Source organism: Pseudomonas sp. PvP027, from assembly GCF_017833005.1.
Taxonomy (GTDB): Bacteria; Pseudomonadota; Gammaproteobacteria; order Pseudomonadales; family Pseudomonadaceae; genus Aquipseudomonas; species Aquipseudomonas congelans.
This window is the reverse complement of record NZ_JAFIBK010000001.1, coordinates 486,757-509,356: the sequence shown is the minus strand read 5'-3', so window position 1 is coordinate 509,356 and position 22,600 is coordinate 486,757. Positions and strand designations below refer to the sequence as shown.

At 58.6% G+C, this 22,600-nt stretch carries 21 protein-coding genes; 16 read left to right on the top strand and 5 right to left on the bottom strand.

All coding sequences use genetic code 11. The annotated features are described in order from the left end of the window. Positions 1–14: 14 nt before the first annotated feature. Together JOE33_RS01770 and JOE33_RS01765 are read right to left on the bottom strand one after the other, a co-directional pair. Positions 15–2,723, bottom strand: coding sequence for an autotransporter outer membrane beta-barrel domain-containing protein (locus JOE33_RS01770; RefSeq protein WP_209924028.1), 2,709 nt, complete (start codon positions 2,721–2,723; stop codon positions 15–17). A gap of 258 nt (positions 2,724–2,981) precedes the next feature. Continuing rightward, positions 2,982–4,166, bottom strand: coding sequence for an MFS transporter (locus JOE33_RS01765; protein ID WP_163009721.1), 1,185 nt, complete (start codon positions 4,164–4,166; stop codon positions 2,982–2,984). A 164-nt stretch (positions 4,167–4,330) separates the two neighbouring features. Between JOE33_RS01765 and JOE33_RS01760 the strand changes: the two genes are divergently transcribed. Beyond that, positions 4,331–5,464 carry a lactonase family protein gene (locus JOE33_RS01760; RefSeq protein WP_010429524.1) on the top strand — a complete coding sequence of 378 codons (1,134 nt, stop codon included), beginning with the start codon at positions 4,331–4,333 and terminating at the stop codon, positions 5,462–5,464. Between the two features lie 63 nt (positions 5,465–5,527). Here the strand turns inward: JOE33_RS01760 and JOE33_RS01755 are convergent, their stop codons facing one another. Continuing rightward, positions 5,528–7,117, bottom strand: coding sequence for an ABC-F family ATPase (locus tag JOE33_RS01755; RefSeq protein WP_025990880.1), 1,590 nt, complete (start codon positions 7,115–7,117; stop codon positions 5,528–5,530). A 336-nt stretch (positions 7,118–7,453) separates the two neighbouring features. Beyond that, a complete protein-coding gene (locus JOE33_RS01750) occupies positions 7,454–8,290 on the bottom strand; it encodes a lipopolysaccharide biosynthesis protein (protein WP_122693974.1) in 837 nt (278 codons plus the stop codon). An 885-nt stretch (positions 8,291–9,175) separates the two neighbouring features. Between JOE33_RS01750 and JOE33_RS01745 the strand changes: the two genes are divergently transcribed. The 15 genes from JOE33_RS01745 to JOE33_RS01675 all read left to right on the top strand — a co-directional run bounded on the left by JOE33_RS01745 (position 9,176) and on the right by JOE33_RS01675 (position 22,135). After that, positions 9,176–9,877 (top strand): DUF3053 domain-containing protein, encoded by a 702-nt coding sequence (locus JOE33_RS01745; RefSeq protein ID WP_010429537.1) that lies wholly within the window; start codon positions 9,176–9,178, stop codon positions 9,875–9,877. Between the two features lie 108 nt (positions 9,878–9,985). Further along, on the top strand, positions 9,986–10,531 hold the full coding sequence (locus JOE33_RS01740; protein ID WP_096125448.1) for a GNAT family N-acetyltransferase: 546 nt from the start codon (positions 9,986–9,988) through the stop codon (positions 10,529–10,531). Between the two features lie 30 nt (positions 10,532–10,561). After that, complete coding sequence (locus JOE33_RS01735) at positions 10,562–11,185, top strand: glutathione S-transferase (protein WP_010429543.1); 624 nt, start codon at positions 10,562–10,564, stop codon at positions 11,183–11,185. A gap of 70 nt (positions 11,186–11,255) precedes the next feature. After that, complete coding sequence (locus JOE33_RS01730) at positions 11,256–11,681, top strand: DUF3830 family protein (protein WP_010429546.1); 426 nt, start codon at positions 11,256–11,258, stop codon at positions 11,679–11,681. A 115-nt stretch (positions 11,682–11,796) separates the two neighbouring features. Further along, positions 11,797–12,240: a hemerythrin domain-containing protein gene (locus JOE33_RS01725; RefSeq protein WP_003369485.1), complete on the top strand. Its 444-nt coding sequence runs from the start codon at positions 11,797–11,799 to the stop codon at positions 12,238–12,240. Positions 12,241–12,288: 48 nt separating this feature from the next. Next, positions 12,289–12,648, top strand: coding sequence for a hypothetical protein (locus JOE33_RS25705; RefSeq protein WP_032614025.1), 360 nt, complete (start codon positions 12,289–12,291; stop codon positions 12,646–12,648). 390 nt (positions 12,649–13,038) lie between these two features. After that, positions 13,039–13,890: a transporter substrate-binding domain-containing protein gene (locus JOE33_RS01715; protein WP_003416527.1), complete on the top strand. Its 852-nt coding sequence runs from the start codon at positions 13,039–13,041 to the stop codon at positions 13,888–13,890. A 63-nt stretch (positions 13,891–13,953) separates the two neighbouring features. After that, positions 13,954–14,616 carry an amino acid ABC transporter permease gene (locus JOE33_RS01710; protein WP_003345502.1) on the top strand — a complete coding sequence of 221 codons (663 nt, stop codon included), beginning with the start codon at positions 13,954–13,956 and terminating at the stop codon, positions 14,614–14,616. 9 nt (positions 14,617–14,625) lie between these two features. Then, complete coding sequence (locus tag JOE33_RS01705) at positions 14,626–15,288, top strand: amino acid ABC transporter permease (RefSeq protein ID WP_122578344.1); 663 nt, start codon at positions 14,626–14,628, stop codon at positions 15,286–15,288. Next, the gene (locus tag JOE33_RS01700) at positions 15,285–16,070 is read left to right on the top strand and encodes an amino acid ABC transporter ATP-binding protein (protein WP_010429566.1); all 786 of its coding nucleotides are present in this window, start codon (positions 15,285–15,287) and stop codon (positions 16,068–16,070) included. The genes JOE33_RS01705 and JOE33_RS01700 overlap by 4 nt, the downstream gene beginning before the upstream one ends. Positions 16,071–16,110: 40 nt before the next feature. Beyond that, positions 16,111–16,497 (top strand): RidA family protein, encoded by a 387-nt coding sequence (locus JOE33_RS01695; RefSeq protein WP_003317642.1) that lies wholly within the window; start codon positions 16,111–16,113, stop codon positions 16,495–16,497. Positions 16,498–16,579: 82 nt separating this feature from the next. Then, on the top strand, positions 16,580–17,344 hold the full coding sequence (locus JOE33_RS01690) for an IclR family transcriptional regulator (RefSeq protein ID WP_003317643.1): 765 nt from the start codon (positions 16,580–16,582) through the stop codon (positions 17,342–17,344). A gap of 16 nt (positions 17,345–17,360) precedes the next feature. Beyond that, positions 17,361–18,563 (top strand): amino acid deaminase, encoded by a 1,203-nt coding sequence (locus tag JOE33_RS01685; RefSeq protein ID WP_187625604.1) that lies wholly within the window; start codon positions 17,361–17,363, stop codon positions 18,561–18,563. Between the two features lie 26 nt (positions 18,564–18,589). After that, complete coding sequence (locus JOE33_RS01680) at positions 18,590–19,513, top strand: sugar kinase (protein ID WP_209924027.1); 924 nt, start codon at positions 18,590–18,592, stop codon at positions 19,511–19,513. 129 nt (positions 19,514–19,642) lie between these two features. Then, positions 19,643–22,135 carry a UvrD-helicase domain-containing protein gene (locus tag JOE33_RS01675; RefSeq protein ID WP_187625603.1) on the top strand — a complete coding sequence of 831 codons (2,493 nt, stop codon included), beginning with the start codon at positions 19,643–19,645 and terminating at the stop codon, positions 22,133–22,135. A 10-nt stretch (positions 22,136–22,145) separates the two neighbouring features. On the opposite strand, the gene JOE33_RS01670 is transcribed toward JOE33_RS01675, so the two are convergent. Beyond that, positions 22,146–22,412 (bottom strand): DUF1652 domain-containing protein, encoded by a 267-nt coding sequence (locus JOE33_RS01670; RefSeq protein WP_003319126.1) that lies wholly within the window; start codon positions 22,410–22,412, stop codon positions 22,146–22,148. Positions 22,413–22,600 lie beyond the last annotated feature (188 nt).

Below are 22,600 nucleotides of genomic sequence, written 5' to 3'. Positions count from 1 at the left end.
CGCCAACGGTCGCATTACCACACCAGCCTGAACCCCAGGCTGGTGTTCACTCCCTCCGTTCCATGCTCGTCCAGATCACTGAGGTAATCAGCGCTCCAGTACAGACTGGCGTTGCTGCTCAATGTCGCTATCATCCCTGCGCCAATACTGCCCGTCGTTGATCGATGCGCGGTTCTTATCTGCTCTGCGTGATCGAAGGTCAGCGTGTCATGGCCGTCTTTGGTGTGCCAGAGGTTGACGCGCAGATAAGGCTCTATCGGTACGCTGCTCAATTGATAGCGTCCCTTGAAGCGCATGCCGATGCGCCCTGTGGTGTAAGCCTGACTGTCGAACCCGAGACGGGCAATGCCGTCATCCTGATCCTGCAGGTCTACGCGTTGATAGATGATCTGTACCTGAGGCTCTGCAACCCAGCGCTGTGAGAGCGGCAGCGCGTACCCTGCCTCGACAGACAGGCTCATCACATGGCCTTCAGTGTCGACACCGATGCCCCTGACAGAGCGACTGCGGCCATCCAGGCGTGTGCCCATCGCTACTGCGTCGATGTATCCTCCACTCGGTGTAGTCAGCGTCCAGTAGGCGCCCAGGCTCTCGCCCTCCAGTTTCAGACGACCTGTCTGGTAGTCGCTGAAGCCCTCTGCGAACCCCTTCACCTTGCCGTCCAGGCGGTTATGCGCCACGAACAGGCCGACACGCTGAGTCTGCCCGTTGTCCTGTTGCCAGGCATACACGTCATGGCCTATCTGATAACCCTTGAATGAAGCGTCCAGGCCAGGGCTCACATCTCCGGACCAGCGTTGCCTGAAGTCACTGCCGAACACGCGTGCCCAACCTGCCGACGTCGTGCCGTTTTGCGTCAACAAGGCTTGATCACCCTGGCGCTCATGAAAGGTGCCCAGTGAACTCAGGGCCAGGACCGCAGCAGTCGGTGCTACGACGGAGTAATTGGCGACCTCGGGTCGGTACAGCGCGATGGGCGCGGCTCCGCGAACGGGTTCCGGCAGCGGCGGGGTTCCGATTGCGGGCACTGGCAGTGTGGCTGCTGGCAGGACAGGGGTGGGGCTGGTCGGCTCGGGCTCAGGGTTTTGGGGCGGGACAGGGACAGGCTGCGGTGTTGGCTCAGGTTCGGGATCAGGCGCAGGCTGTGGTGTAGGTGTAGGTGTAGGTGTAGGTGTAGGTTCGGGGACAGGAACAGGTGTGGGCAGTGGAGGTGGTTGTGCAGGTTCGGGGGCGGGCTCGACAGGGGGCGGCGCTGGTGTTGGCGGAGCAATCACCGCAGAGCGCAGAAACCAGCTGTTCTCAGAGCCGGCAGTGGCGCCGCCCTTGAACAGATAGTACTGATAAGCACCTGCCGCCAGCGGATTTTGTAACGAGAAGGCCGTGTTGTCGCTGGTTGCGCCGTTGATGGCCTGCACCACTTCGATGCCATTGCCACGGGTCAGGGCGCCTAGGCCGCCCGCGTTGCTGACCAACATGCGCGTAGACCCACTGATACGTCCTTGTGTCACCACCAGTCGGTTGCTGGCAGATGCATCGTCGCCCAGCGCCGAGAGCAACAGCAGTCGCCCGTTCTGGCCGGTGTAATTGCCGGCCACCGTCAATGTGCCAGTGAGTGAACGGCCTGCATCGCTCAGGTCCAGCGTTCCGGCATTCTCCAGTGAGGCAAGGGATCCGGCGCTGAAGGGCACAATACTGCCCGAGGTCGAGAGCAGCTTGCTGGTGGAATCGATGTTCAGAACGCCGGTGTCACTCACGTTGTCGCCGAGTACCAGCGTGCCGGCCAGATTCAGCTGCGAGCCATTGCTCACGTTGACTGTTTCCCAGTTGGCATAGCGACCCGGCTGCGACGATGCGGTGTTGTCGAAGGTCAACACGTCGTTGCCCGGGCCGCCGTCGAGCAGCGGGTTGGCGCTCAGGTAGTATTCGCTCAGGTTGTACAGAACTGCCGTATCGTTGCCGTCCGCCATCAACACGTTGCTGCGTGCATAACCGCCGTTCAGCCAGTTGAAGCTGTCACTGCCAACGCTGGTACGAACTTCGCCACTAATCTCACCGCCACTTAGGGTGATCCGGTCGTCGCCGCCACTGACACTGACATTGCCGCCAACAAGGCCGCCCGACAGGGTGATCGTGTCCCTGCCAAAGCCGGTGACCAGGTTGTTGATGATTGTGCCACCGGACATCTCGAATACATTGTTGTCCAGCTTCATGTCCACGCGACCGATGCTGCCAGCGGTCATCACCGCCACGTCGCCATCCTCGAACGCGCGAGTGATGGTGCCACCCGTCATCAGAAAGGTATCCCGCCCATCGCCCTGGGCCAGGGAGCCCAGCGTGCCACCACTCATGACAAAATCGTCGGGATCATCGCCCTGGTTCAGATCGCCGCTGACCTGACCCGCAAAAAGTGTGAAGCGGTCAATCCCGGCTCCTTGGGTCACGCTGCCCAGAATGCGCCCCGACTGCATGTCCACGCTGTCCATTCCCGGACCAAAAAGGATATTGCCGGATACGGTGCCCGTCCCGCCCACCGGAAATATCAGCACGTGGTCGCCACTCAGGGCGCTAAAAGGCCCGCTGCTGCCGCTATCACAGACCTGAACACCCGCCGCTGCCAGGGAGGAAAGTGTGCAGGCACCTTCGGCCCAGGAAGGGATGATTGCCAGTATCACCACGGGCAGCACGTTGCAGGTCTGGTACTGATGAACACGACGGATTTTCATCACAGCTCTCCCGGCCAGGCAGCAGGGGGGGCAATCGAGAGGGACCGAGGCGCCAGACTGCTACGCAAAGCGACGTCACGCCAAGATGGGTGTCGATCACTTCGCAAGCCTGTTTCGAGGCTCGCAGTATCAAGTCAAGAAGTCGTTGCCGGTTGCGTCAAGAAGTTGACCGACCGATGGCGTAATTTCAGCTTTATCTACTAACTATTGGAACTACAAGCGAAAAGCTTATGCAGGAAAGTCACTGTCGAGGCCGATTCATTCTGCTGCAGCGGCACGCCGCGACAGCCAGATTGTCAGGGCCAGCGCGCAAACCGACAGCAGGGCAGCGTAGAAAAATATCCAGTCATAGCCCTGGCCCAGGGCAATTGCCCCCATCACCGGACCTGCGATTGCCAGTGCCAGATCGAAGAACACCGCGTAGGCGCTCAGACCCGCGCCGCGGCTGGGGGTAGGCACGCGCTTGATGGCCTCCACGCCGAGTGCCGGGTAGACCAGCGACAGCCCAACGCCGGTCAGTCCGGCCCCTGCAAGGGCAACGGCGCTGCTCGGCGAGAGCCAGAGCATCAGTAGCCCGCAGATTTCTACCGCCATGCACACAATGGCTGCGTTGTAGCCGCCCAGCCGATTGATGGCGCCGATGAACAGCAGGCGGGCGAGGATAAAGCACACACCAAACATGCTCAGGCAATAGGCTGCCCCTTCCCAGCCACGATTCAGATAGAACAGGGTGATGAAAGTGGTCAGCGTGCCATAGCCGATCGACGATAGCGTCAGTCCCAGGCCATAGGGTGCGATCCGGCCGAATACCGACCAGTAGGGCAGGCGCTCACCGACAATGATGGGTACCGACGGCTTGTCGCGAATCAGCCTCAGTGCCAGACCCGCCATCACCATCAGGGCGACACCCAGGCTGTTGAAGCCAATGCTGTCGATGACCACCACGCCCAGCGGTGCACCGATGGCAATCGCACCATAGGACGCAATACCGTTCCACGAGATTGAGCGGGCAGTGTGTTCCGGGCCGACCTTGCCGATGCACCAACTGATGGTGCCGACCCCGATAAGCCCCTGAGAGACGCCAAGGAACAGCCGTGCGACGATGAGAATCGACAGGCTCAGCGTGGCAAACTCGTGCAGCAGTGTTGCCAGCAAGGTCATGCTGCCGCTGATGACGATGCCCCACAGTCCGAACACAATAGAGCGCTTGCTGCCCAGTGTATCTGTCGCACGGCCGGCGAAAGGTCGGCTGAGCAGGGTGGCGAGGTACTGCGAGGCGATGGTCAGGCCGGCAATCAACGGGCTGAAACCCAGCTGGTCATGAACATAGCCGGGCAATACCGCAATAGGCAGGCCGATGCACAGGAAGGCAATGAACGTGTAAAAGACGATGGAGACGATCTGCAGGGTAATCGTCATGGAACCGGGACGTGCGGCAGGCATTGGGCTCTTCGCTGGCAGGCGGTGGGAGTGCCTCATCATGGCGTGCGTCGTGGATAAATGAAAGCAGGCTAACGGTATTATGCGGGCTGCTTATCGGACAGTTGCCGTTGTGAGAATATGGTCATAGGATGACTGATCACATCACAATAATAAAAAGGTTCGTCATGAAAAATATCCTGTTGCTGGCCGCCGCAGTCGGTTGTTCATTCGGCCTGAGTGCCCAGGCAGCCACCTTCGCCTACATTTCCAGCCCCACCGACGGGCTCATCTCCCAATACCGTCTGGATGAAAAAAGCGGAGCGCTCAGCCTGGTCGAGCAAACCAAAGCGGGCGATCAGGTCAATCCGATGGCCATCACGCCGGATGGCAAGGCGCTATTCGCGGCGTTGCGTGCCAAGCCGTATCAAGTGCTGAGTTTCAGCATCGAGCCTGGAACAGGACACCTCAAACCGCTGAGCCAAGCACCGCTGGCCGAGAGTCTGGCTTACCTGTCTACTGATCGCAGCGGACGCTTCCTGTTCGGCGCTTCCTATGGTGCCGACTTGCTCAGCGTCCAGCCCATCGATGCGCAGCACCGCCCCAGCGACAGCATTCAGACTTACAAGACCGGCATGCACGCGCACTCGGTACGCACCGATCCGAGCAACCGGTTTGTGTACGCCGGCAACCTGGGAGTCGATCGTGTGCTGCAATACCGCCTGGAGCCCAAGGACGGCAAGCTTGTCCCCATCGGCGAGGGCTATGTCGCCGTTCCCGGCAATACCGGTCCGCGTCACCTGGCATTCTCGTCCGACGGCAAGTTTCTGTATGTCGTCGGTGAAATGAGTGGCACCGTCACGGCCTTCGCGATCAATCAGAAAACCGGTGCGTTGAAGCAGATCAGTCAGGCAGACGGTATTCCCAAGCGCTTGAAGCTGGCACCGGGACAGGCCCGCGATGCGCGCAACAACGATCTCAAGGATGATCCGACGCCGCGTATCTGGGCCGCGGATATTCGCATCGCGCCGAACGGCAAATGGCTGTTCATCAGCGAGCGCACCACCAGCAGCGTGTCGGTGTTCAAGGTTGACCCCGCCAGTGGCAAGGTGACGTTCGTTGAAAATTACCCCGTTCAGGAAAAGCAGCCGCGCAACATCGCGGTGTCGCCCAACGGGCGCTGGTTGCTGGTAAGTGGCGAGAAAAGCGACAAGGTCGGCAGTTACGCCATCGGCGAGAAGGGAGCCTTGCAACGGGTCAGCGAAGCGCCCTCGGGCAAGGGTGCGTTGTGGATTGAAGTGCTCAGCCAGCCGAGCGAATAAGCGTTCTGAAAATAAAAAGCCCTGTCACAAGACAGGGCTTTTTGCTATCGCTGGCTGAAAGGCTTAGAACGAAACGCCCTGGCTACGCAGGTAATCGTCATAAGTGCCGCTGAAGTCGATCACACCGCTTGGGCTGAGTTCGATGATGCGGGTCGCCAGCGATGACACGAACTCGCGGTCGTGACTGACGAAGATCAGTGTGCCTGGATAGTTTTCCAGCGCCAGGTTCAGCGATTCGATGGATTCCATGTCCAGGTGGTTGGTCGGTTCGTCCATCACCAGCACGTTGGGCTTTTGCAGGATCAGCTTGCCGAACAGCATACGGCCCTGTTCACCACCGGAAATCACCTTCACCGACTTGAGGATCTCGTCGTTGGAGAACAGCATACGGCCCAGGGTGCCACGCACGATTTGCTCGCCGCCCTGGGTCCACTGACCCATCCAGTCGAACAGGGTGGAGTCATCCTCGAAATCGTGGGCGTGGTCCTGAGCGTAGTAGCCGATTTCCGCTGCATCGGTCCACTTGACCGTGCCTGCATCCGGTTGCAACTCGTTGACCAGGGTGCGCAGCAGGGTGGTCTTGCCGATGCCGTTCGGGCCGATGATGGCCACACGTTCGCCGGCTTCGACCTGGAAGCTGAAGTCCTTGAACAGGGTCTTGCCGTCGAAGCCTTTGGCCATGCGATCGACGATGACCGCCTGACGGTGCAGCTTCTTGGTCTGCTCGAAACGAATGAACGGGCTGACACGGCTGGATGGCTTGACCTCGGCCAGCTGGATCTTGTCGATCGCCTTGGCTCGGGAAGTGGCCTGCTTGGCTTTCGAGGCGTTGGCCGAGAAGCGGCTGACGAACGATTGCAGTTCGGAAATCTGAGCTTTCTTCTTGGCGTTGTCGGACAGCAACTGCTCGCGGGACTGGGTCGCCACGGTCATGTACTCGTCATAGTTGCCCGGGAACAGACGCAACTCGCCGTAATCCAGGTCGGCCATGTGCGTGCACACGCTGTTCAGGAAGTGACGGTCGTGGGAGATGATGATCATCAGGCTGTTACGCTGTGTCAGGATGTTTTCCAGCCAGCGAATGGTGTTGATGTCCAGGTGGTTGGTCGGTTCGTCGAGCAGCAGCACTTCCGGATCGGAGAACAGTGCCTGCGCCAGCAGAACGCGCAGCTTCCAGCCCGGCGATACTTCGCTCATCGGACCGTTGTGCTGTTCGATGCCGATGCCCAGACCCAGCAGCAATTCACCCGCGCGGGATTCGGCGGTATAGCCGTCCATTTCCGCAAACTCGGTTTCCAGTTCGGCAACGGCCATGCCGTCGTCTTCACTCATTTCCGGCAGCGAATAGATGCGATCGCGCTCGGCCTTGACCTTCCACAGCTCTTCGTGACCCATGATCACGGTGTCGAGCACCGTGAACTCTTCATAGGCGAATTGATCCTGGCGCAGCTTACCCAGACGCACGTTCGGCTCCAGCATCACCTGGCCACCCGAGGGCTCGAGGTCGCCACCGAGGATTTTCATGAACGTGGACTTGCCGCAGCCGTTTGCGCCAATCAGGCCGTAACGGTTACCAGCGCCAAACTTGACCGAGACATTCTCGAACAAGGGTTTGGGGCCGAACTGCATCGTGATGTTAGCTGTGGAGATCAATTACTTTACCTATCAATAACTTGGGCAATAACCGGGGGGAGCGCTGGCGTCAGCGGGTGTGGTATTCAGAACCCCACCGAAGCTGTTCAGTCCGCTCCGTCCGAGCATGAGCTGACCCAACGGGCATACGTCTACAGCAACTGCAGCCTGCCACGACTGCGTTGCCGGGATATGAATGTGGGGGTTCACGCCAGACATTGGCGCACATTGTCGCATAGGTCGGGCGGCAGTGACATGGTGGACGGCAGAGGATTGCCGAGTTTAACGGGGCGGGGCAGGGCTGGCGCCTGTTTTTCAGCGCCCTTCGCAGCGTGTAGCTGCGCAATCCTTTGAATACTATCGCTGAAGCGCGTCGCTGACCTTATATCGAACTTCATCAAGGCTCAACTTGGGAATGACCTCGTGCGGTACTCGCGAGCTGTCGGACACATTGAATACCTGGAAGTCACTCCCGACGACCTGTTTCGACATCAGCTCCAGCGAGGGCAGAATTCTCGATTCGTAATGCTGGTCCAGACCACAGGGTGAGCACTTGTCGCTAGATGATTCATAGAATCGGCCCACGGACTGATTCATATCGAAGCCGACCAGAAATACCTGGCTGAAACCAAGGTGATAGGACAATTGCAGAGCCAGGTACATGACAGTTCTGGCGTCGAAAAAACCAAGTTCCAGATTCTTGCTGAATCCGATATCCCTGCTTCGGCTACTCCATAACGAGAGTTTCCTGACCAGTGCATCTTCTCGCGAGCAGAGTGCGGCAACTGTCGACAGTCTCGCCGATTTCTTCAATGCATAAGCGCTTCCTGAGGGTCTGGGAATGTCGCCGTGAAACTGATCTTCCCAGAGGCCTACATTTTCGCTGGAGCGCATGGCAGCGGCGAATAGCTCAGGCTGCTGGTTGGGGAAATCCCTGTCGGAGCACACGTAGAACAACGGTTTTATGTTCGTGTCTGCGAACATCGAGAACGCGCCGTTCATGGTGATCATGGGGATGTGCGAGAACTCTTTGATCGGGAAATCCCTGGCTGATTTTCCCGAGCCGATCAGGAAGACCGGTCCTTTTCGGGTGCCCCTGCATTTGCCGAAATCAAGCACGTGCGTCGGTGCGGGAGTGTGCTCGTCAACAGAGTTACGTAGATGGCGTGTCGAATTAATTGATTGACCAGTCATGACTACCCTGTAAGCACTAGTGGCGAATTAGTTGGGGAATTGTGCACGCAATATTATTGGCTAGTTGCCATTAATTCAATATCAAAGGATTTAAAAAGAGTATCACACTGGACACAAATCGCTACAGAGTGAGGCGCCTGCTTCCCGGAATGTGCTTCTCGCTAGATGGTTTTCGGATGTAAGCTCAGATAGGTGATATTGATATAATATTGATTGGCCACTGTTTGCTGGCAGCCGGATTTGATCCTGTTCACGGCAAAAGCTTCGGTAAATCAGATGCGCAGCAGCAAGCTCGGAAACAGGTATCAGGGCGATACATTTGCTTGGGGCGAGGTGGGCGAAGGCAGTCACTGGAGGCTTGTTCTGCAAGGCCCGGTGATTACCGGGCCTGCCATTTCTGGTGCGTGTTGACGGTTAGTCGGATTTCCTTTCCTGCTTTTTCCTCCTGAACCAGCTTCCCAATGCATGGAAAGGGTGGATGAACATCGCAATCGCTCCAAGCAGAAAGACGATGGAGACAAGGATCAGACCCAGGCCTTCGTGTGCAAACATAGTGATTGACTCCTGTTGTCACTGTGTCGGTCCGTTGAAGACTAGCCGCTGAAACGTTTCACCTCATGAAGAAATGTTAAGGAACTTTCTCGAAGCGGCTTTCAGAGCGAGCGGTGTGCCGGGCAGATCCCGTCACGGTTTCGCGCAGACCCCCGGTTTTGCTCCGCAGAACCATTCGGATCGAGCGCTGACGTTGCCAGGTTACGGCAGGCCGAAAAGTATCTTCAGCGCCGTCGCGGAACTAGATGACGCCATGACGAGACTATAAGCACGCTCGCGTTCAGCAGGCGTGGCCTGTGAATGTGCATTCTCATGATCCCGGAGGTTACTGACATGAAGTCCCTTTTCCGTCCAGCTTTGTTGCTGGCTGTCGCTTTACCCCTGTTCCTGGCTGGCTGCGGAGACAAGGAGCCCGAGCAGCGCACTGCGTTCACTCAGTTTCTGCAAACCCGAATTGTCGACAAGCCAGGCGTGCATGTTCCCAAGCTGACAGATGATGAGAAGAAAGCCTTTGGTGATTACACCTCGCACTATGCGGTCATCTCCGACTTCGGCGCGGGTATGGACTCGGCGGTACAGCCGCTCGCCGGCTTGATGCAGAAAGGTTCTTTTCATTCGGTAAGCGATGTCATTCAACGCCGCGCCGACCTGGCTGCCGTGCAGACGGGCCTTGATGAAGTGGGCGAGAAGCTGACCATCGAGCAGGGCAAGGCGGACGCCGCACGCGCGAAACTCAAGCAGCCGGAAGACTTGAAGGTGGTTTACGACAAGGCCTACGACCGGACTGTCAGCGTACCCGCCAACACCTTCCGCGAAGTGCTGCCGCAGATAAAGGGCACCTTTTCCAGTGGCCTGAAGGTTGCCGATTATGTGGACGCGCACAAATCGCAGATCGATATCTCCGGTTCGACGATCACCGTCAAGGATCCTGTGGTCCAGACCGAGCTCAACAAACTGCTGCAAGAGCTGAACGAGCAGGGCAAGAATGCTCAACAAGCCCAGTCCAAACTGCAATCGCTGATGACCGGCCGCTGATATCGAGCAGCTGCACCTGAAGTGCCGGCCCGGCCCTGTGCCGGGCCGGTCCTTGTCTCAGGTATGATTCGGCCATCTGTCTGCCTGACGCCGAGAATCAACCGCCTGATGATCACCCCTCCTTCAATGACCATTACCCTGCGTGATGCTTCCTCTGCGGATGCGCTATGCCTCGCGGCGCTCGGCACGCAGGTTTTTCTCGACACCTACGCAACGCAGGGCATTCGACAATCCATCGCCCGCGAGGCGCTGGAGGCCTTTTCGCCTGTGAACTTTGCGCAATTGCTCATCGAACCGACAACGTTCATCGTCGTGGCGGAGTCGCAAGGGCATTTGATTGGTTTTGCTCAGGTTGCATTGCGCACAGACCACGCAATGCTCGGTGTATCGACCGCTGCCGAGTTGCAACGCCTTTATGTGCAGGAGCGTTTCACAGGGCGTGGAGCGGGGCGGCTGTTACTTGAAGCCGCCGAACAGCGTGCAACAATTGCTCACGCCTCGCTATTATGGGCGACGGTCTGGGTTGGCAACACGCGCGCGCTGGCGTTTTACCCTCGTCAAGGCTATGAGCTGAAAGGTACGCCGCACTATTTGTTTCAGGGCGAGACACATGAGAACCACCTGTTTGCCAAACCGCTGATGACTACTGACTGACACGACGTTGCTGTGCAACAAGGACGCTGAATGCTGCGCATACTGGGCAAGACCTCATCGATCAACGTACGAAAAGTACTCTGGACGTGTGAGGAACTGAAGATACCCTTTACTCAGGAAGACTGGGGGTCAGGCTTCAAACCTGCGGACACGGATGAGTTTGTCGCGCTCAACCCGAATGCCATGGTGCCGGTTATCGTCGATGATGACTTCGTACTTTGGGAGTCCAACAGCATCGTTCGCTATCTGGCCAACCGTTATGCTGGCGACTCCGTTTATCCGCTGGATCCACGTGGCAGGGCGCAGACCGATCAGTGGATCGACTGGCAAGGCTCGGATCTGAACCGATCATGGAGTTATGCCTTCATGTCACTGGTGCGGCGCTCGACCGAACATCAGGACCCTGCCGCCATAGCCGCGTCCTGTGCTCAGTGGGCCAGGCATATGCAGATACTCGACAGGCAGCTGGAAAAGACCGGCGCCTATGTATGCGGCGAGCGTTTTACCCTGGCTGATATCCCCATCGGTCTTTCAGTCAATCGCTGGTTTGAGACGCCTCTCGAGCATCCTGATCTGCCCGCCGTCAATGCGTATTACGAACGCCTGAGCCACCGTTCCGGCTACCTCCTGTACGGGCGCAACGGAACTCCGTGACGGCTTGTCGGGCTCGCGTTTATCCTTGGGCACCATTGTGAGTCCTGTTGCCTGTTAAGGAGTCGTCGAAGTGACCAGCATCAAAATTACCGCGGGCGGATACGAGTTTCTCGCCGAAACCCATCCGGATGCACCGCAAACGGTGGAAGCGTTTCTCAAGCTGCTGCCCTATCGGCAGAAATTCATCCATGTGCGCTGGAGCGGAGAGGGCTGCTGGGTGCCGCTGGATGATTATCAGTTGAAGCTGGATGACACATTGATCGGCTTCGAGAACGCAACCAGCCATCCTTCGGTGGGCGACATTCTTTTCTATCCGGGCGGTTACAGCGAAACCGAGATTATCCTTGCCTACGGCTCGTGCTGTTTCGCCAGCAAGATGGGGCAGTTGGCGGGCAACCATTTTCTGACCATTACCCAGGGTAAGGAAAACTTGCGCAAACTGGGCGTGAAGACGCTCTGGGAAGGCGCTCAGGACGTGGTTTTCGAGCTGGCTTGAGTCTGTGGCCATTGCACGATAGGCATTTGCCCGTATTTGTTGGAACTGCTGATCTTCGCCAGGGGTCTAGTCCACGATGCTTCCAGCTCCCGGAAGCCGACCTGGAGACATGACCTTGAATATTTTCGAAGCCCTGCGTGAAAGCCACGACCGTCAACGCAGCTACGCTGATGCCCTGATCCAGACCAGTGGCGACAGCGCTGAACGCGAGAAGGCCTACAAACAGCTCAAGGAAGAACTGCAGGCCCACGAAACGGCCGAAGAACGGTTTTTCTACATCCCCCTGATGGCTCACGACAATGGCGTGGACCTCAGCCGTCACGCCATTTCCGAGCATCACGAGATGGACGAGATGATGGAAGAGCTCGATGAAACCGAGATGTCGAGTCCGGCCTGGCTGGCTACCGCGAAAAAGCTGTCGGAAAAAGTGCACCACCACCTGAAGGAAGAAGAGCAGAAGTTCTTCCAGATGGCGGGCAAATTGCTCGACGAAAAGCAGAAACAGAGCCTTGCTGGCGAATACGTAAAGGAATACGAAGAGCAATTGGCTGAAGGTTGATAGCGCGGTGCAGTGTTAGAATCGACTTTTTATCAGCGAAGGCATGACATGAAGTTTCTGTTTCTGACGAGCGCGACGGTGATTGCTGCAACCGTATTGACCGGGTGTGCAGCGCCTTCCAGTTCCGCACGTGCCGCAGGACCCTACAAGGTCCTGTCGAGCGCCAAGCAGGATGCGGCTGTGGCCCAGTGCATTCAGGTGACCTGGCAGAACGAAGCCATGTTCGGCACGTCTTCTGACGTATTTCTGCATGACCTGTCAGGCGGTGGCTTCACTGTGTTTACCACCGAATCGACCTATTTCGCCGACGTGCGCGGCAAAGGTCCGAACACTGCCGTTGAGTTCTATGCCCCGCAAGGCGATGCCCAGGCCGCGTTGCGCTCTGCGGCCATCGCGACCTGTCTTTAAGTCTGTTCCCCGCCGCGCACGCTCCCGGACGCTTCTCGTTGCCACGCTTCGGCGTGGGAACGCCGTTCCGGACGCTCTGCGTCCAAGTGCCTGCTGGTTTTTTGCGCCCATCCATCCGCTTTGTCCAAGTCAATACGGCACGCCCAATAACAGCGCGCGCGCACAAGAGTGGGGCCTGACCACTCGAGTGTGACGATCAGTAGCATTATCCCCGTAATTTTTCTTCACTTCTGTTCTTCAAGCCTGAATTCCAGTCTGTTGATTTGCCTCGGTTTTTTCATGTGCTGTTCTCCGCATGTCCTCTGTGGCACACTTTCTGCTGTCTATTCCGTTGTTACATACCTGTATCCGCTATAGCGGAATAACGAATACTTCGGCGGAGTTTAAGTCATGCATCGCGGACCTTCCTTTGTGAAAGCTTGTGCCTTTGTTCTTTCAGCCTCATTCATGCTGGCCAATACGGTGCAGGCAGCCGAAGGCAGTAAGCTGGATGCAGTATTGAAACGTGGAAATCTGGTGGTAGGGACGGGCAGTACCAATGCCCCGTGGCACTTCCAGGGCGCGGACGGCAAGTTGCAGGGCTTCGATATCGACATTGGCAGAATCATCGCCAAGGGCCTGTTCAATGACCCGAGCAAGGTGGAATTTGTCGTGCAGTCCTCGGATGCGCGTATTCCCAACCTGCTGACCGACAAGGTCGATATCAGCTGCCAGTTCATCACCGTTACCGCCAGCCGCGCACAGCAGGTGGCATTTACCCTGCCGTATTACCGCGAGGGTGTGGCCCTGCTGTTACCTGCCAATAGCAAGTACAAGGAAATCGACGACCTGAAGGCGGCGGGTGACGATGTGACCGTTGCCGTACTGCAAAACGTGTACGCCGAGGAACTGGTGCATCAGGCACTGCCAAAAGCCAAGGTCGACCAGTACGACAGCGTCGACCTGATGTACCAGGCGATCAACTCCGGGCGTGCCGATACAGCGGCCACCGATCAGTCCTCGGTCAAGTACCTGATGGTGCAGAACCCTGGCCGCTACCGTTCGCCTGCCTTTGCCTGGAGCCCGCAAACCTATGCCTGCGCGGTCAAGCGTGGCGATCAGGACTGGCTGAACTTCGTCAACACCGCGTTGCATGAAGCCATGACCGGTGTCGAGTTCCCGGCTTACGCGGCGTCTTTCAAGCAATGGTTCGGTGTCGATCTGCCAGTCCCTGCTATCGGTTTTCCGATGGAATACAAATAAGTCCACTCTGACCTTCAGCGGCAGGGCAGGCCTTCGGGCTGTCCCTGCCAGGTATGGGCAAGCATGAATTACCAATTGAATTTTGATGCCGTGTGGCGCGACTTCCCCAGTCTTCTGGCGGGGTTGGGCCTTGGTCTGGAACTGGCCCTGATCTCGATCGCGATTGGCTGTGTGATCGGACTGGCGAATGCATTTGCACTGTTGTCACGTTACAAGGCGTTGCGCATCGTCGCGTCGATCTACGTAACGGTGGTGCGCAACACGCCGATTCTGGTGTTGATCCTGCTGATCTACTTCGCGTTGCCCGGGCTCGGCATTCGACTCGACAAGCTGGCGTCATTCATCGTCACGTTGTCGCTGTACGCCGGTGCCTATCTGACCGAAGTGTTCCGTGCCGGACTGCTGAGCATCCACAAGGGGCAGCGCGAAGCGGGGCTGGCGATCGGTCTGGGCGAGTGGCAGGTACGGGCTTACATCATCGTGCCGGTCATGTTGCGCAATGTATTGCCAGCACTCTCCAACAACTTCATTTCGCTGTTCAAGGACACCTCCCTGGCGGCCGCCATTGCCGTGCCGGAGCTGACCTATTACGCGCGCAAGATCAACGTCGAAAGCTACCGGGTGATCGAAACCTGGCTGGTGACCACTGCACTCTATGTGGTGGCCTGCTACGTGATCGCTCTGCTTTTGCGCACCCTCGAACAACGTCTGGCGATTCGCCGCTAGGAGGCTGTCATGTATCAACCCCCTGGCTGGTTGCAGGAATTGTGGAATGCGCGTGAAGTGCTCTGGTCCGGCTTTCTGACCAGTATCCAGTGCTCGGCGCTGGCGATTGCCGCAGGCACGCTGATCGGCATGCTGGCCGGTCTGGTGCTGACTTACGGCGGCTTTTTCGCCCGCTTGCCCATCAGGCTCTACGTAGATCTGATTCGCGGCACCCCGGTGTTCGTGCTGGTGCTGGCGGTCTTTTACATGGTGCCGGCACTGGGTTGGCAGATCAGCGCGTTTCAGGCCGGTGCAATAGGCCTGACGCTGTTCTGCGGCTCTCACGTTTCGGAAATCGTACGCGGCGCTCTGCAGGCCATTCCCCGCGGCCAACTGGAAGCCGGCAAGGCCATCGGTCTGCGCTTCGGTCAATCGCTGCGCTACGTGTTGCTGCCTCAGGCCATGCGCCAGATCCTGCCGACCTGGGTCAACTCCTCGACCGAGATCGTCAAGGCGTCGACGCTGCTTTCAGTGATCGGTGTGGCTGAACTGCTGCTCAGCACCCAACAGGTGATCGCGCGCACGTTCATGACCCTGGAGTTCTACCTGTTTGCAGGTTTCCTGTTCTTTCTCATCAACTACGCCATCGAACTTCTTGGGCGGCAAATCGAAAAGCAGGTGGCATTGCCATGACACAGACTCATAACCCCGGCCCGGCGCTGCTCAGCATCGAAGGCCTGCATAAATCCTACGGCCCGGTGGAAGTGCTCAAGGGTGTCGATCTGCGCATGCAGAAAGGCAATGTAGTGACCCTGATCGGTTCCAGCGGCTCTGGCAAGACCACCTTGCTGCGCTGCGTCAACCTGCTGGAAGAGTTTCAGGGCGGGCATATCCGTCTTGAGGGGCAGGACATCGGTTACAGCAACGTAGACGGCAAGCGCACCCGCCATCCGGAGCGTCTGATCGCGCAACACCGGGCAATGACCGGCATGGCCTTTCAGCAATTCAACCTGTTTCCGCACCTCAGCGCCTTGCAGAACGTCACCCTGGGCTTGCTCAAGGTCAAGAAGATGCCCAAGGATCAAGCCGTTGCGCTGGCCGAAAAGTGGCTGGACCGGGTCGGCCTGCTGGAGCGGCGCAATCACTTCCCCGGCCAGTTGTCCGGTGGTCAGCAACAGCGTGTGGCGATTGCCCGCGCCATTGCCATGAACCCCAGTCTGATGTTGTTTGACGAAGTCACTTCGGCACTCGATCCGGAACTGGTGGGCGAAGTGCTGAGCGTCATCAAGGACCTGGCCGAGGAGGGCATGACCATGCTGCTGGTGACGCACGAAATGCGTTTTGCCTACGAAGTGTCAGACCAGATCGTGTTCATGAATCAGGGCCGCATCGAAGAGCAGGGGCCTCCCAAGGCGTTGTTCGAGCAGCCGAAGTCGGCGCGCTTGAGCGAATTTCTCAAGAACATCCGTTTTTAAACGTTCACCACGTCCAATGCTTCAAGACAAGGAACAACTCATGACTATTACCCGTTATGGCGCAGGCAGCACAGCAGGGGGCGGCCAGCCACGCCCATTCGCCCGCGCAGTCGAGGCTGACGGCTGGCTGCACGTTTCCGGCCAGGTACCTGCGCAGGATGGCGAGATCATCGTCGGCGGCATCGTCGAGCAGACGCACCAGACCATGCGTAACCTGATCGCGATTCTTGAAGAGGCCGGTTATGCGCTCAAGGATGTGATCCGGGTCGGCGTGTGGCTGGAGGACCCGCGCGACTTCTGGAGTTTCAACAAGGTGTTCGGTGAGTACTTCACCCCCGAGCATGCACCGGCACGCGCTTGCGTTCAGGCCAGCATGATGGTCGACTGCAAGGTCGAAATCGACTGCATCGCCTACAAGCGCAAGTAGCAGGCGTGCAGCTACACGTTGCAAGCCGGAGGTCCGATCACATGAGGCTTTTGGCTTGCTGCTTTCCCAAGGACCGACTCTCATGACCGAAGACACTATCAAGCGCCGGGCACGCGGACTGGACCGGGCGTTCGATATCCTGGATTTTCTCAAGGAAAAGGCCAGGCCCATGCGCCCCAATGAGATTGCCAGCGGGATCGGCAGCCCCAAATCGACGGTGTACGAGCTGGTGGCATCGCTGCTGGAGCGGCGGATTCTGGAGACAGTGGGCAAGGACGGGCATGTCTACCTTGGCCGTCAGTTGTATTTCCTGGGGCAGGCGCACTTGCGGCACTTCGATTTCACTCGCGAAGCCGAAGCCTGCCTGTGCGAGATCGTCAGCCAGACGCGGGAAACGGCGCAGATGTGCCTGCTCAATGGCCGCAAATACACCGTGGCGCTGATGAAGGAGGGCGAGCGTCATTTCAGGATTTCTTCGGACATCGGCGAAAACGCGCCCATTCCATGGACGGCGTCCGGGCGTCTGTTGCTCAGTCACCTGAGCGATCAGCAGATCATCGACCTGATCGACCCCGACGACTTCATTCTGCCGGGTGGCGAACGTCTGCCGCTGGAGACCTTTCTTCGGGAAATCCGCAAAGCCGGCGAGGAGGGCTTCTTTTCCTTCAATAGCGTGGCTGACACCTTCACCCATTGCTTCGCCGCCCCCGTAAACAACGAACACGGTCAGTGCATCGCCACGCTGTGCATCGTCGCGCCGCGTGCCGACGCCAAGACCCACTACGACGACTATCGGCGGGTGCTGATCGACAGCGCCAATGGCCTGGCTCGCCGTATCAATGAATAACAGCAGGAGATTACCGATGAGCACCGCCGTCATGGACAAGGGTATTGCGCAGCCGGGTGACAGCCTGGTCAGTGATGTCAGCCTGCCCGCACTGGTGATTCACAATCAGGCGCTGCAACACAATATTCGCTGGATGCAGCAGTTTGTCAGCGACAGCGGTGCAGAGTTGGCTCCGCACGGCAAGACCAGCATGGTGCCCGCGCTGTTTCGCCGGCAACTGGACGCGGGCGCATGGGGCATGACCCTGGCCACGGCAGTCCAGACGCAGGCTGCGTATGCGCATGGCGTGCGCCGGGTGCTGATGGCCAACCAGTTGGTCGGTGCGCCGAACATGGCTATCGTCGCCGACATGCTGGCCGACCCCATGTTCGAGTTTCACTGCATGGTCGACCATCCGGACAATGTCGCTGCGCTGGGCGAGTTTTTCGCTGCGCGTGGCCTGCGTTTGAACGTGATGATCGAATACGGCGTACCCGGAGGCCGTTGCGGCTGCCGTAGCGAAGAGCAGGTGTTGGCGCTGGCCGACGCTGTTCTGGCACAACCGGCGCTGGCATTGACCGGCATCGAAGGGTACGAGGGCGTCATCCACGGTGACCACGCCATCCAGGGCATCAAGGCCTTTGCCGCGTCGCTGGTGCGCCTGGCTGTCGACCTGCAGGACAAGGGCGCCTTCGCTCTGGATCGCCCGATCGTCACTGCATCCGGCTCGGCCTGGTATGACCTGATCGCCGAAGCATTCGACGCCCAGGCTGTTCGCGAACGCTTCCTCAGCGTGCTGCGGCCCGGCAGCTATGTGGTGCATGACCACGGCATCTACAAGGACGCGCAGTGCTGCGTGCTGGACCGGCGTGCCGAATTGAGCGAAGCGCTGCGGCCAGCCCTGGAAGTCTGGGCGCATGTGCAATCCATGCCTGAACCGGGCTTTGCAGTGATTGCCATGGGCAAGCGCGATGTTGCCTACGACGCCGGGTTGCCCAACCCGCTGCTGCGTTACAAGGCGGGCGTGCATTCGGCTGGGGACGATGTGAGCGCCTGCAAGGTGACGGCCGTCATGGACCAGCACGCATTCATGACTGTCGCACCCGGATGCGAGTTGAAGGTCGGCGATATCATTTCCTTCGGCACCTCGCACCCGTGTCTGACGTTCGACAAGTGGCGTTCAGGTTGCCTGGTGGATAATGACCTACGGGTGATAGAACCTTTCAGTACATATTTCTAGATAAGTATTTGCAGGAGTATCGTCACATGAGCCTTCCACGGGTCGCCCTTATCGGCGAATGCATGATCGAACTGCAACAGCATGCCGATGGCAGTCTGCGCCAGAGCTTTGGCGGCGACACGCTCAATACGGCGGTCTACCTCTCCCGATTGCTGGGTGAGCGTGCCAAGGTCGACTACGTCACGGCACTGGGTGACGACAGCTTCAGCGATGCGATGTGCAGGATCTGGGCGGACGAGGGCATCGGTCTGGGCAAGGTGCAGCGCCTGCCCGGACGCTTGCCGGGGCTCTATTGCATCCAGACCGACGCCAATGGTGAGCGGCGTTTTCTCTACTGGCGCAACGAAGCTGCCGTGCGGGACTGCATCATGACCCCGGCGGCGGAGCCGATCCTGGCAGCGCTGGCCAGCTATGACGTGCTGTATTTCAGTGGCATCACCCTGGCAGTGCTTGGCGAGCAGGGGCGTGCCAAGCTGATGGAGGCACTGGCGTGCGCGCGTCAGCGCGGTGTCAGGGTCGCCTTCGACAACAACTATCGTCCGCGGCTGTGGGCCAGTGTCGAGCAGGCCCGCGAAGCCTACCGAGCGTGTCTGCAGCACGTGGACCTGGCCTTGCTGACCGAAGACGACGAGCAGGCACTTTATGGCTATGCCGACAGCGAACAGCTGCTCGCCGCCTATCGCGGGCGCGGCATCGGTGAAATCGTCGTCAAGCGTGGCGCGCAGAGTTGTCTCGTCGAAGCCGGCGGCGAACGTTTCGAAATCGCAGCGCAGAAGGTCGAGCGTGTGGTCGATACCACGGCTGCGGGTGATTCCTTCAGTGCCGGCTATCTCGCGGCCCGGCTCATGGGTGAACACCCGTTGCAGGCGGCGGAAGCAGGGCATCGTCTGGCCAGTATCGTGATCCAGCACCCAGGCGCGTTGGTACCCAAGTCGGTCATGCCAGTCTGATAGCACTTGCCAAGGAACATGCAGTTGATCGGCTAACACACTGACAGGCAAGCATTTCGCTGGAACCTGCGCGAAAATCCGGCCACCATAGGCGACCTTTTCGCCTGCGAGCCCACCACCGGAGTCTGCGTGCCTGACGACCTGCCTTCTGCGCTTCCTCATGACCTGGATGTCGACCTTTTACCGCCCCGGCAATTGCCGTTGTTTCGACGCCTGTTGGCGCGGCTGTTAGGGCGTGGTCTTACCGGACTGCGCTCGCAGCACGCGCCTTCATGGTCGCAGGGGCATGCCGACGGTTATCTGAATGGCCACATCGAAGGAGTGCGTGAAGGCTATGAAGAGGGTTATCTGGATGGTCAGGAGTCAGGCCGTCAGGTGCTGGTCATCAGCGATACCCGGCCAGCCCGGCATCGTGGCCCCAAGGTCGACGATCATCTGTTCGATGACTGGCGGCTGGCGCTTACTCCTGAGCTGAAAAAACGCATCAAGGCCGATGTCGCTGAAAAACTCCCCGCACATGCCCAGCCCAGTGCGGCACAGTGGAAGATGATCTTCAGCGATACACCGTCTACCTACGTGATTGCCGGGGCGGGCGCGGGTAAATCCACGTCGCTGGTCCTGCGGATTCTGCTGCTGCATCACTACCTGGGCTTCGAACTGAACGCCATGACGGTGGTGACCTTCACCCGAGAGTCACGCAAGGACTTCATCAGCAAACTGATCGATGTCATGGCCCTGTGGGGGCATGCGCTGGAACAAAAGCAGGCGCGTGAGCTGGTGCGCACTTTCCATTCGCGCATTCTGCCGCTGGTGCGCAGCCTGCCCGGTTTTGAGCAGCTGCGCGCGTTCGAGAACCTTAGCAGCCAGTCGTCCGGTCTGGAAGAGGCGGACAGCAACCCCTTCGACTTGCGGATCAACGACGCGCAGCGCCAGCAACTCAATCTCTGCTACCGCGATCTGTACGCCGGCAATGAGCGTTTTCGCGAAGTCATGGCGCCGCTGTATCGCCATGCCCTGCAGCTCAAGGAACTGGACCGCGATCACCCGGATGTGCAGAAACGAGTCGCAGTGACCGAGCTGTCGTCGAAACGCGATGAAGAGTGGTGCGACACCGTTGAAGACTTGTGGATCCGCGCCGGAGCCTGGCCTATAAAAGGCATTGAGCCTATGCGCCAAGCTGTTGAAATAAATGGTTTTCCGTTTTCTTTCCACGGCTATATCGCCGAGCTGGATGCCTGGGTCGTGCTGGGCCTGGACGCCAGTGAGGACCAGCAACTCAAGCGGCCGGGCGCCAAACTGCCGGTCTGGGCGGAAGGCGTCATAAAGCGCACCCTGTTTCAAGCTTTCTGCAGTAAGCCATTGATATGGATGGATAACTACCAGTCTGCCAACGAGGTTTTGCGATCATTGGCAGGCGATGCCGTCGCGGGGCCCGGGTTCGATTACCGGGTCAAGGGCGAACTCGGTGCGGCACCCTTGCTGGACTGTTTTGTCACGGCTGCCAGCTTCATCGAGAACCTCGGGCTGGATGTGCCGAGCGCCGTGTCCGAGATGAGTTTTGCCAGCGATGACCCGGACCGCTTCTTCTTCGAAGCACTCAGCCTGTTCTGGAAAGCCTTCGAAACGCACCTGCTGGCTCAATCGCCACCGATCATGACCTACAACCGCATGTTTGCCTTGTTCGGCGAAACGTCGCCGGAGAACCTCAAGCACGTCAGTGATCCGATGCTCAGACCCTTGGCGCATTTGATGATCGACGAGTTTCAGGACGTGTCGCCGCAGATCGTTTCATGGCTACGCGCCAGCCTGCGCGAAATCAGGCGTCGTGGTCCGGCATTGCACACCGGCCGTATCGCTCAGCATTCATCGCTGCTGTGTGTCGGTGACGATTGGCAGTCGATCTACGGCTGGCGCGGCAGTTCGCCGAAGTACTTCATGGAATTCGCCAAGGAGTTTTCCTCCCCGGCGACAACCAGGGTCATGCTCAGTGACAACTTCCGCAGTCATCAGCACATCATCGACGCCGCCGAGCATATCGTGCGGGCGGCCCCGGCCATTCCGGGCAAGAAGGCACGCGCCAGTGGCCTGCTTCAGGAGCTGCTGCCGGTCAAGGTACTGGATCGCGACGAGGACGAACTTGCCGAGCGGGTCGCCGAGCATTATCACGATGGCGACTCGATCCTGCTGCTGTACCGCAAGGGCAGTGAGAAGGCGCGCTTCTCGGCGCGTCTGCAGGCATTGATCGACGCCGATTCGGCAAATGGCGCGCAGAATCGCCGTATCAGAACGCTGACTTATCACAGTTCCAAGGGCTTGCAGGCGGATGCCGTATTTTTGCTGGGCGATTGTCAGCATCTGACCGTCTCGCCCTACAAGAATCAGGTTTACCGGTTGGCAGGACTGGGGGATGCGAGTGATCTTCAGCCATTCGATACGGCACAGAAGGATGAAGTCTTGCGTCTGGCCTACGTCGCCATTACTCGTTCGGCGCGGCACTGTTATTGGTATATCGATGAAAGCGCCAGTTCAGCAGACGCTGTTCAGATGCCTAAAGCGTCAGACAGGATTGCCCGGGACAAGCCTTTCTTCGAAGACCTGCGCAATAGCGTTCGTGTCGGCTGAGGCGTTCATGTCAGATAAAACCGGCGATCTGTCGTTGCGTGTGAGTGCCGAATAATTCCAGCTCATCCTCGATGGCTTCGATGATGCGCTCCACATCTGCGGCATTCATCACGGTAGAACAGGGCAGGCCGGCAATGGCGACCACTGTTTCACCGCTGGCACGGTCGAAAAGTCGCGCAATCATGCTCCCTGGTGCATCCATCGAGGCTTCAAAGCCCACGGGGTGGAAGTGCCAGCGCATCAGTTGGCATGCATTGGGGAATGTGACTTTAGTCATGACGATGGCCCACCTGAATCAATCGAGCACTTCCTTGCTCCAATGGGTAGGCAGACAGCCAGAATGCGTCCGGTAAAGCCATGATGACGGGACGATGACCAGCGGAAAGATCATCGGTCGGTCAAGCTGCTTTCCAGCAGGATCGCTGAGCGGTCTGACGAAGACTGAAAATAGCACTTGCCAGCGCC

What these genes read in the sequence shown, in the direction of transcription:
- JOE33_RS01695 (WP_003317642.1), top strand. Translation starts at nt 16,111, where the DNA reads ATGACTATTACCCGTTATGGCGCAGGCAGCACAGCAGGGGGCGGCCAG.
- JOE33_RS01705 (WP_122578344.1), top strand. Translation starts at nt 14,626, where the DNA reads ATGTATCAACCCCCTGGCTGGTTGCAGGAATTGTGGAATGCGCGTGAA.
- JOE33_RS01690 (WP_003317643.1), top strand. Translation starts at nt 16,580, where the DNA reads ATGACCGAAGACACTATCAAGCGCCGGGCACGCGGACTGGACCGGGCG.
- JOE33_RS01685 (WP_187625604.1), top strand. Translation starts at nt 17,361, where the DNA reads ATGAGCACCGCCGTCATGGACAAGGGTATTGCGCAGCCGGGTGACAGC.
- JOE33_RS01680 (WP_209924027.1), top strand. Translation starts at nt 18,590, where the DNA reads ATGAGCCTTCCACGGGTCGCCCTTATCGGCGAATGCATGATCGAACTG.
- JOE33_RS01715 (WP_003416527.1), top strand. Translation starts at nt 13,039, where the DNA reads ATGCATCGCGGACCTTCCTTTGTGAAAGCTTGTGCCTTTGTTCTTTCA.
- JOE33_RS01760 (WP_010429524.1), top strand. Translation starts at nt 4,331, where the DNA reads ATGAAAAATATCCTGTTGCTGGCCGCCGCAGTCGGTTGTTCATTCGGC.
- JOE33_RS01770 (WP_209924028.1), bottom strand. Translation starts at nt 2,723, where the DNA reads ATGAAAATCCGTCGTGTTCATCAGTACCAGACCTGCAACGTGCTGCCC.
- JOE33_RS01735 (WP_010429543.1), top strand. Translation starts at nt 10,562, where the DNA reads ATGCTGCGCATACTGGGCAAGACCTCATCGATCAACGTACGAAAAGTA.
- JOE33_RS01740 (WP_096125448.1), top strand. Translation starts at nt 9,986, where the DNA reads ATGATCACCCCTCCTTCAATGACCATTACCCTGCGTGATGCTTCCTCT.
- JOE33_RS01670 (WP_003319126.1), bottom strand. Translation starts at nt 22,412, where the DNA reads ATGACTAAAGTCACATTCCCCAATGCATGCCAACTGATGCGCTGGCAC.
- JOE33_RS25705 (WP_032614025.1), top strand. Translation starts at nt 12,289, where the DNA reads ATGAAGTTTCTGTTTCTGACGAGCGCGACGGTGATTGCTGCAACCGTA.
- JOE33_RS01765 (WP_163009721.1), bottom strand. Translation starts at nt 4,166, where the DNA reads ATGCCTGCCGCACGTCCCGGTTCCATGACGATTACCCTGCAGATCGTC.
- JOE33_RS01710 (WP_003345502.1), top strand. Translation starts at nt 13,954, where the DNA reads ATGAATTACCAATTGAATTTTGATGCCGTGTGGCGCGACTTCCCCAGT.
- JOE33_RS01750 (WP_122693974.1), bottom strand. Translation starts at nt 8,290, where the DNA reads ATGACTGGTCAATCAATTAATTCGACACGCCATCTACGTAACTCTGTT.
- JOE33_RS01745 (WP_010429537.1), top strand. Translation starts at nt 9,176, where the DNA reads ATGAAGTCCCTTTTCCGTCCAGCTTTGTTGCTGGCTGTCGCTTTACCC.
- JOE33_RS01700 (WP_010429566.1), top strand. Translation starts at nt 15,285, where the DNA reads ATGACACAGACTCATAACCCCGGCCCGGCGCTGCTCAGCATCGAAGGC.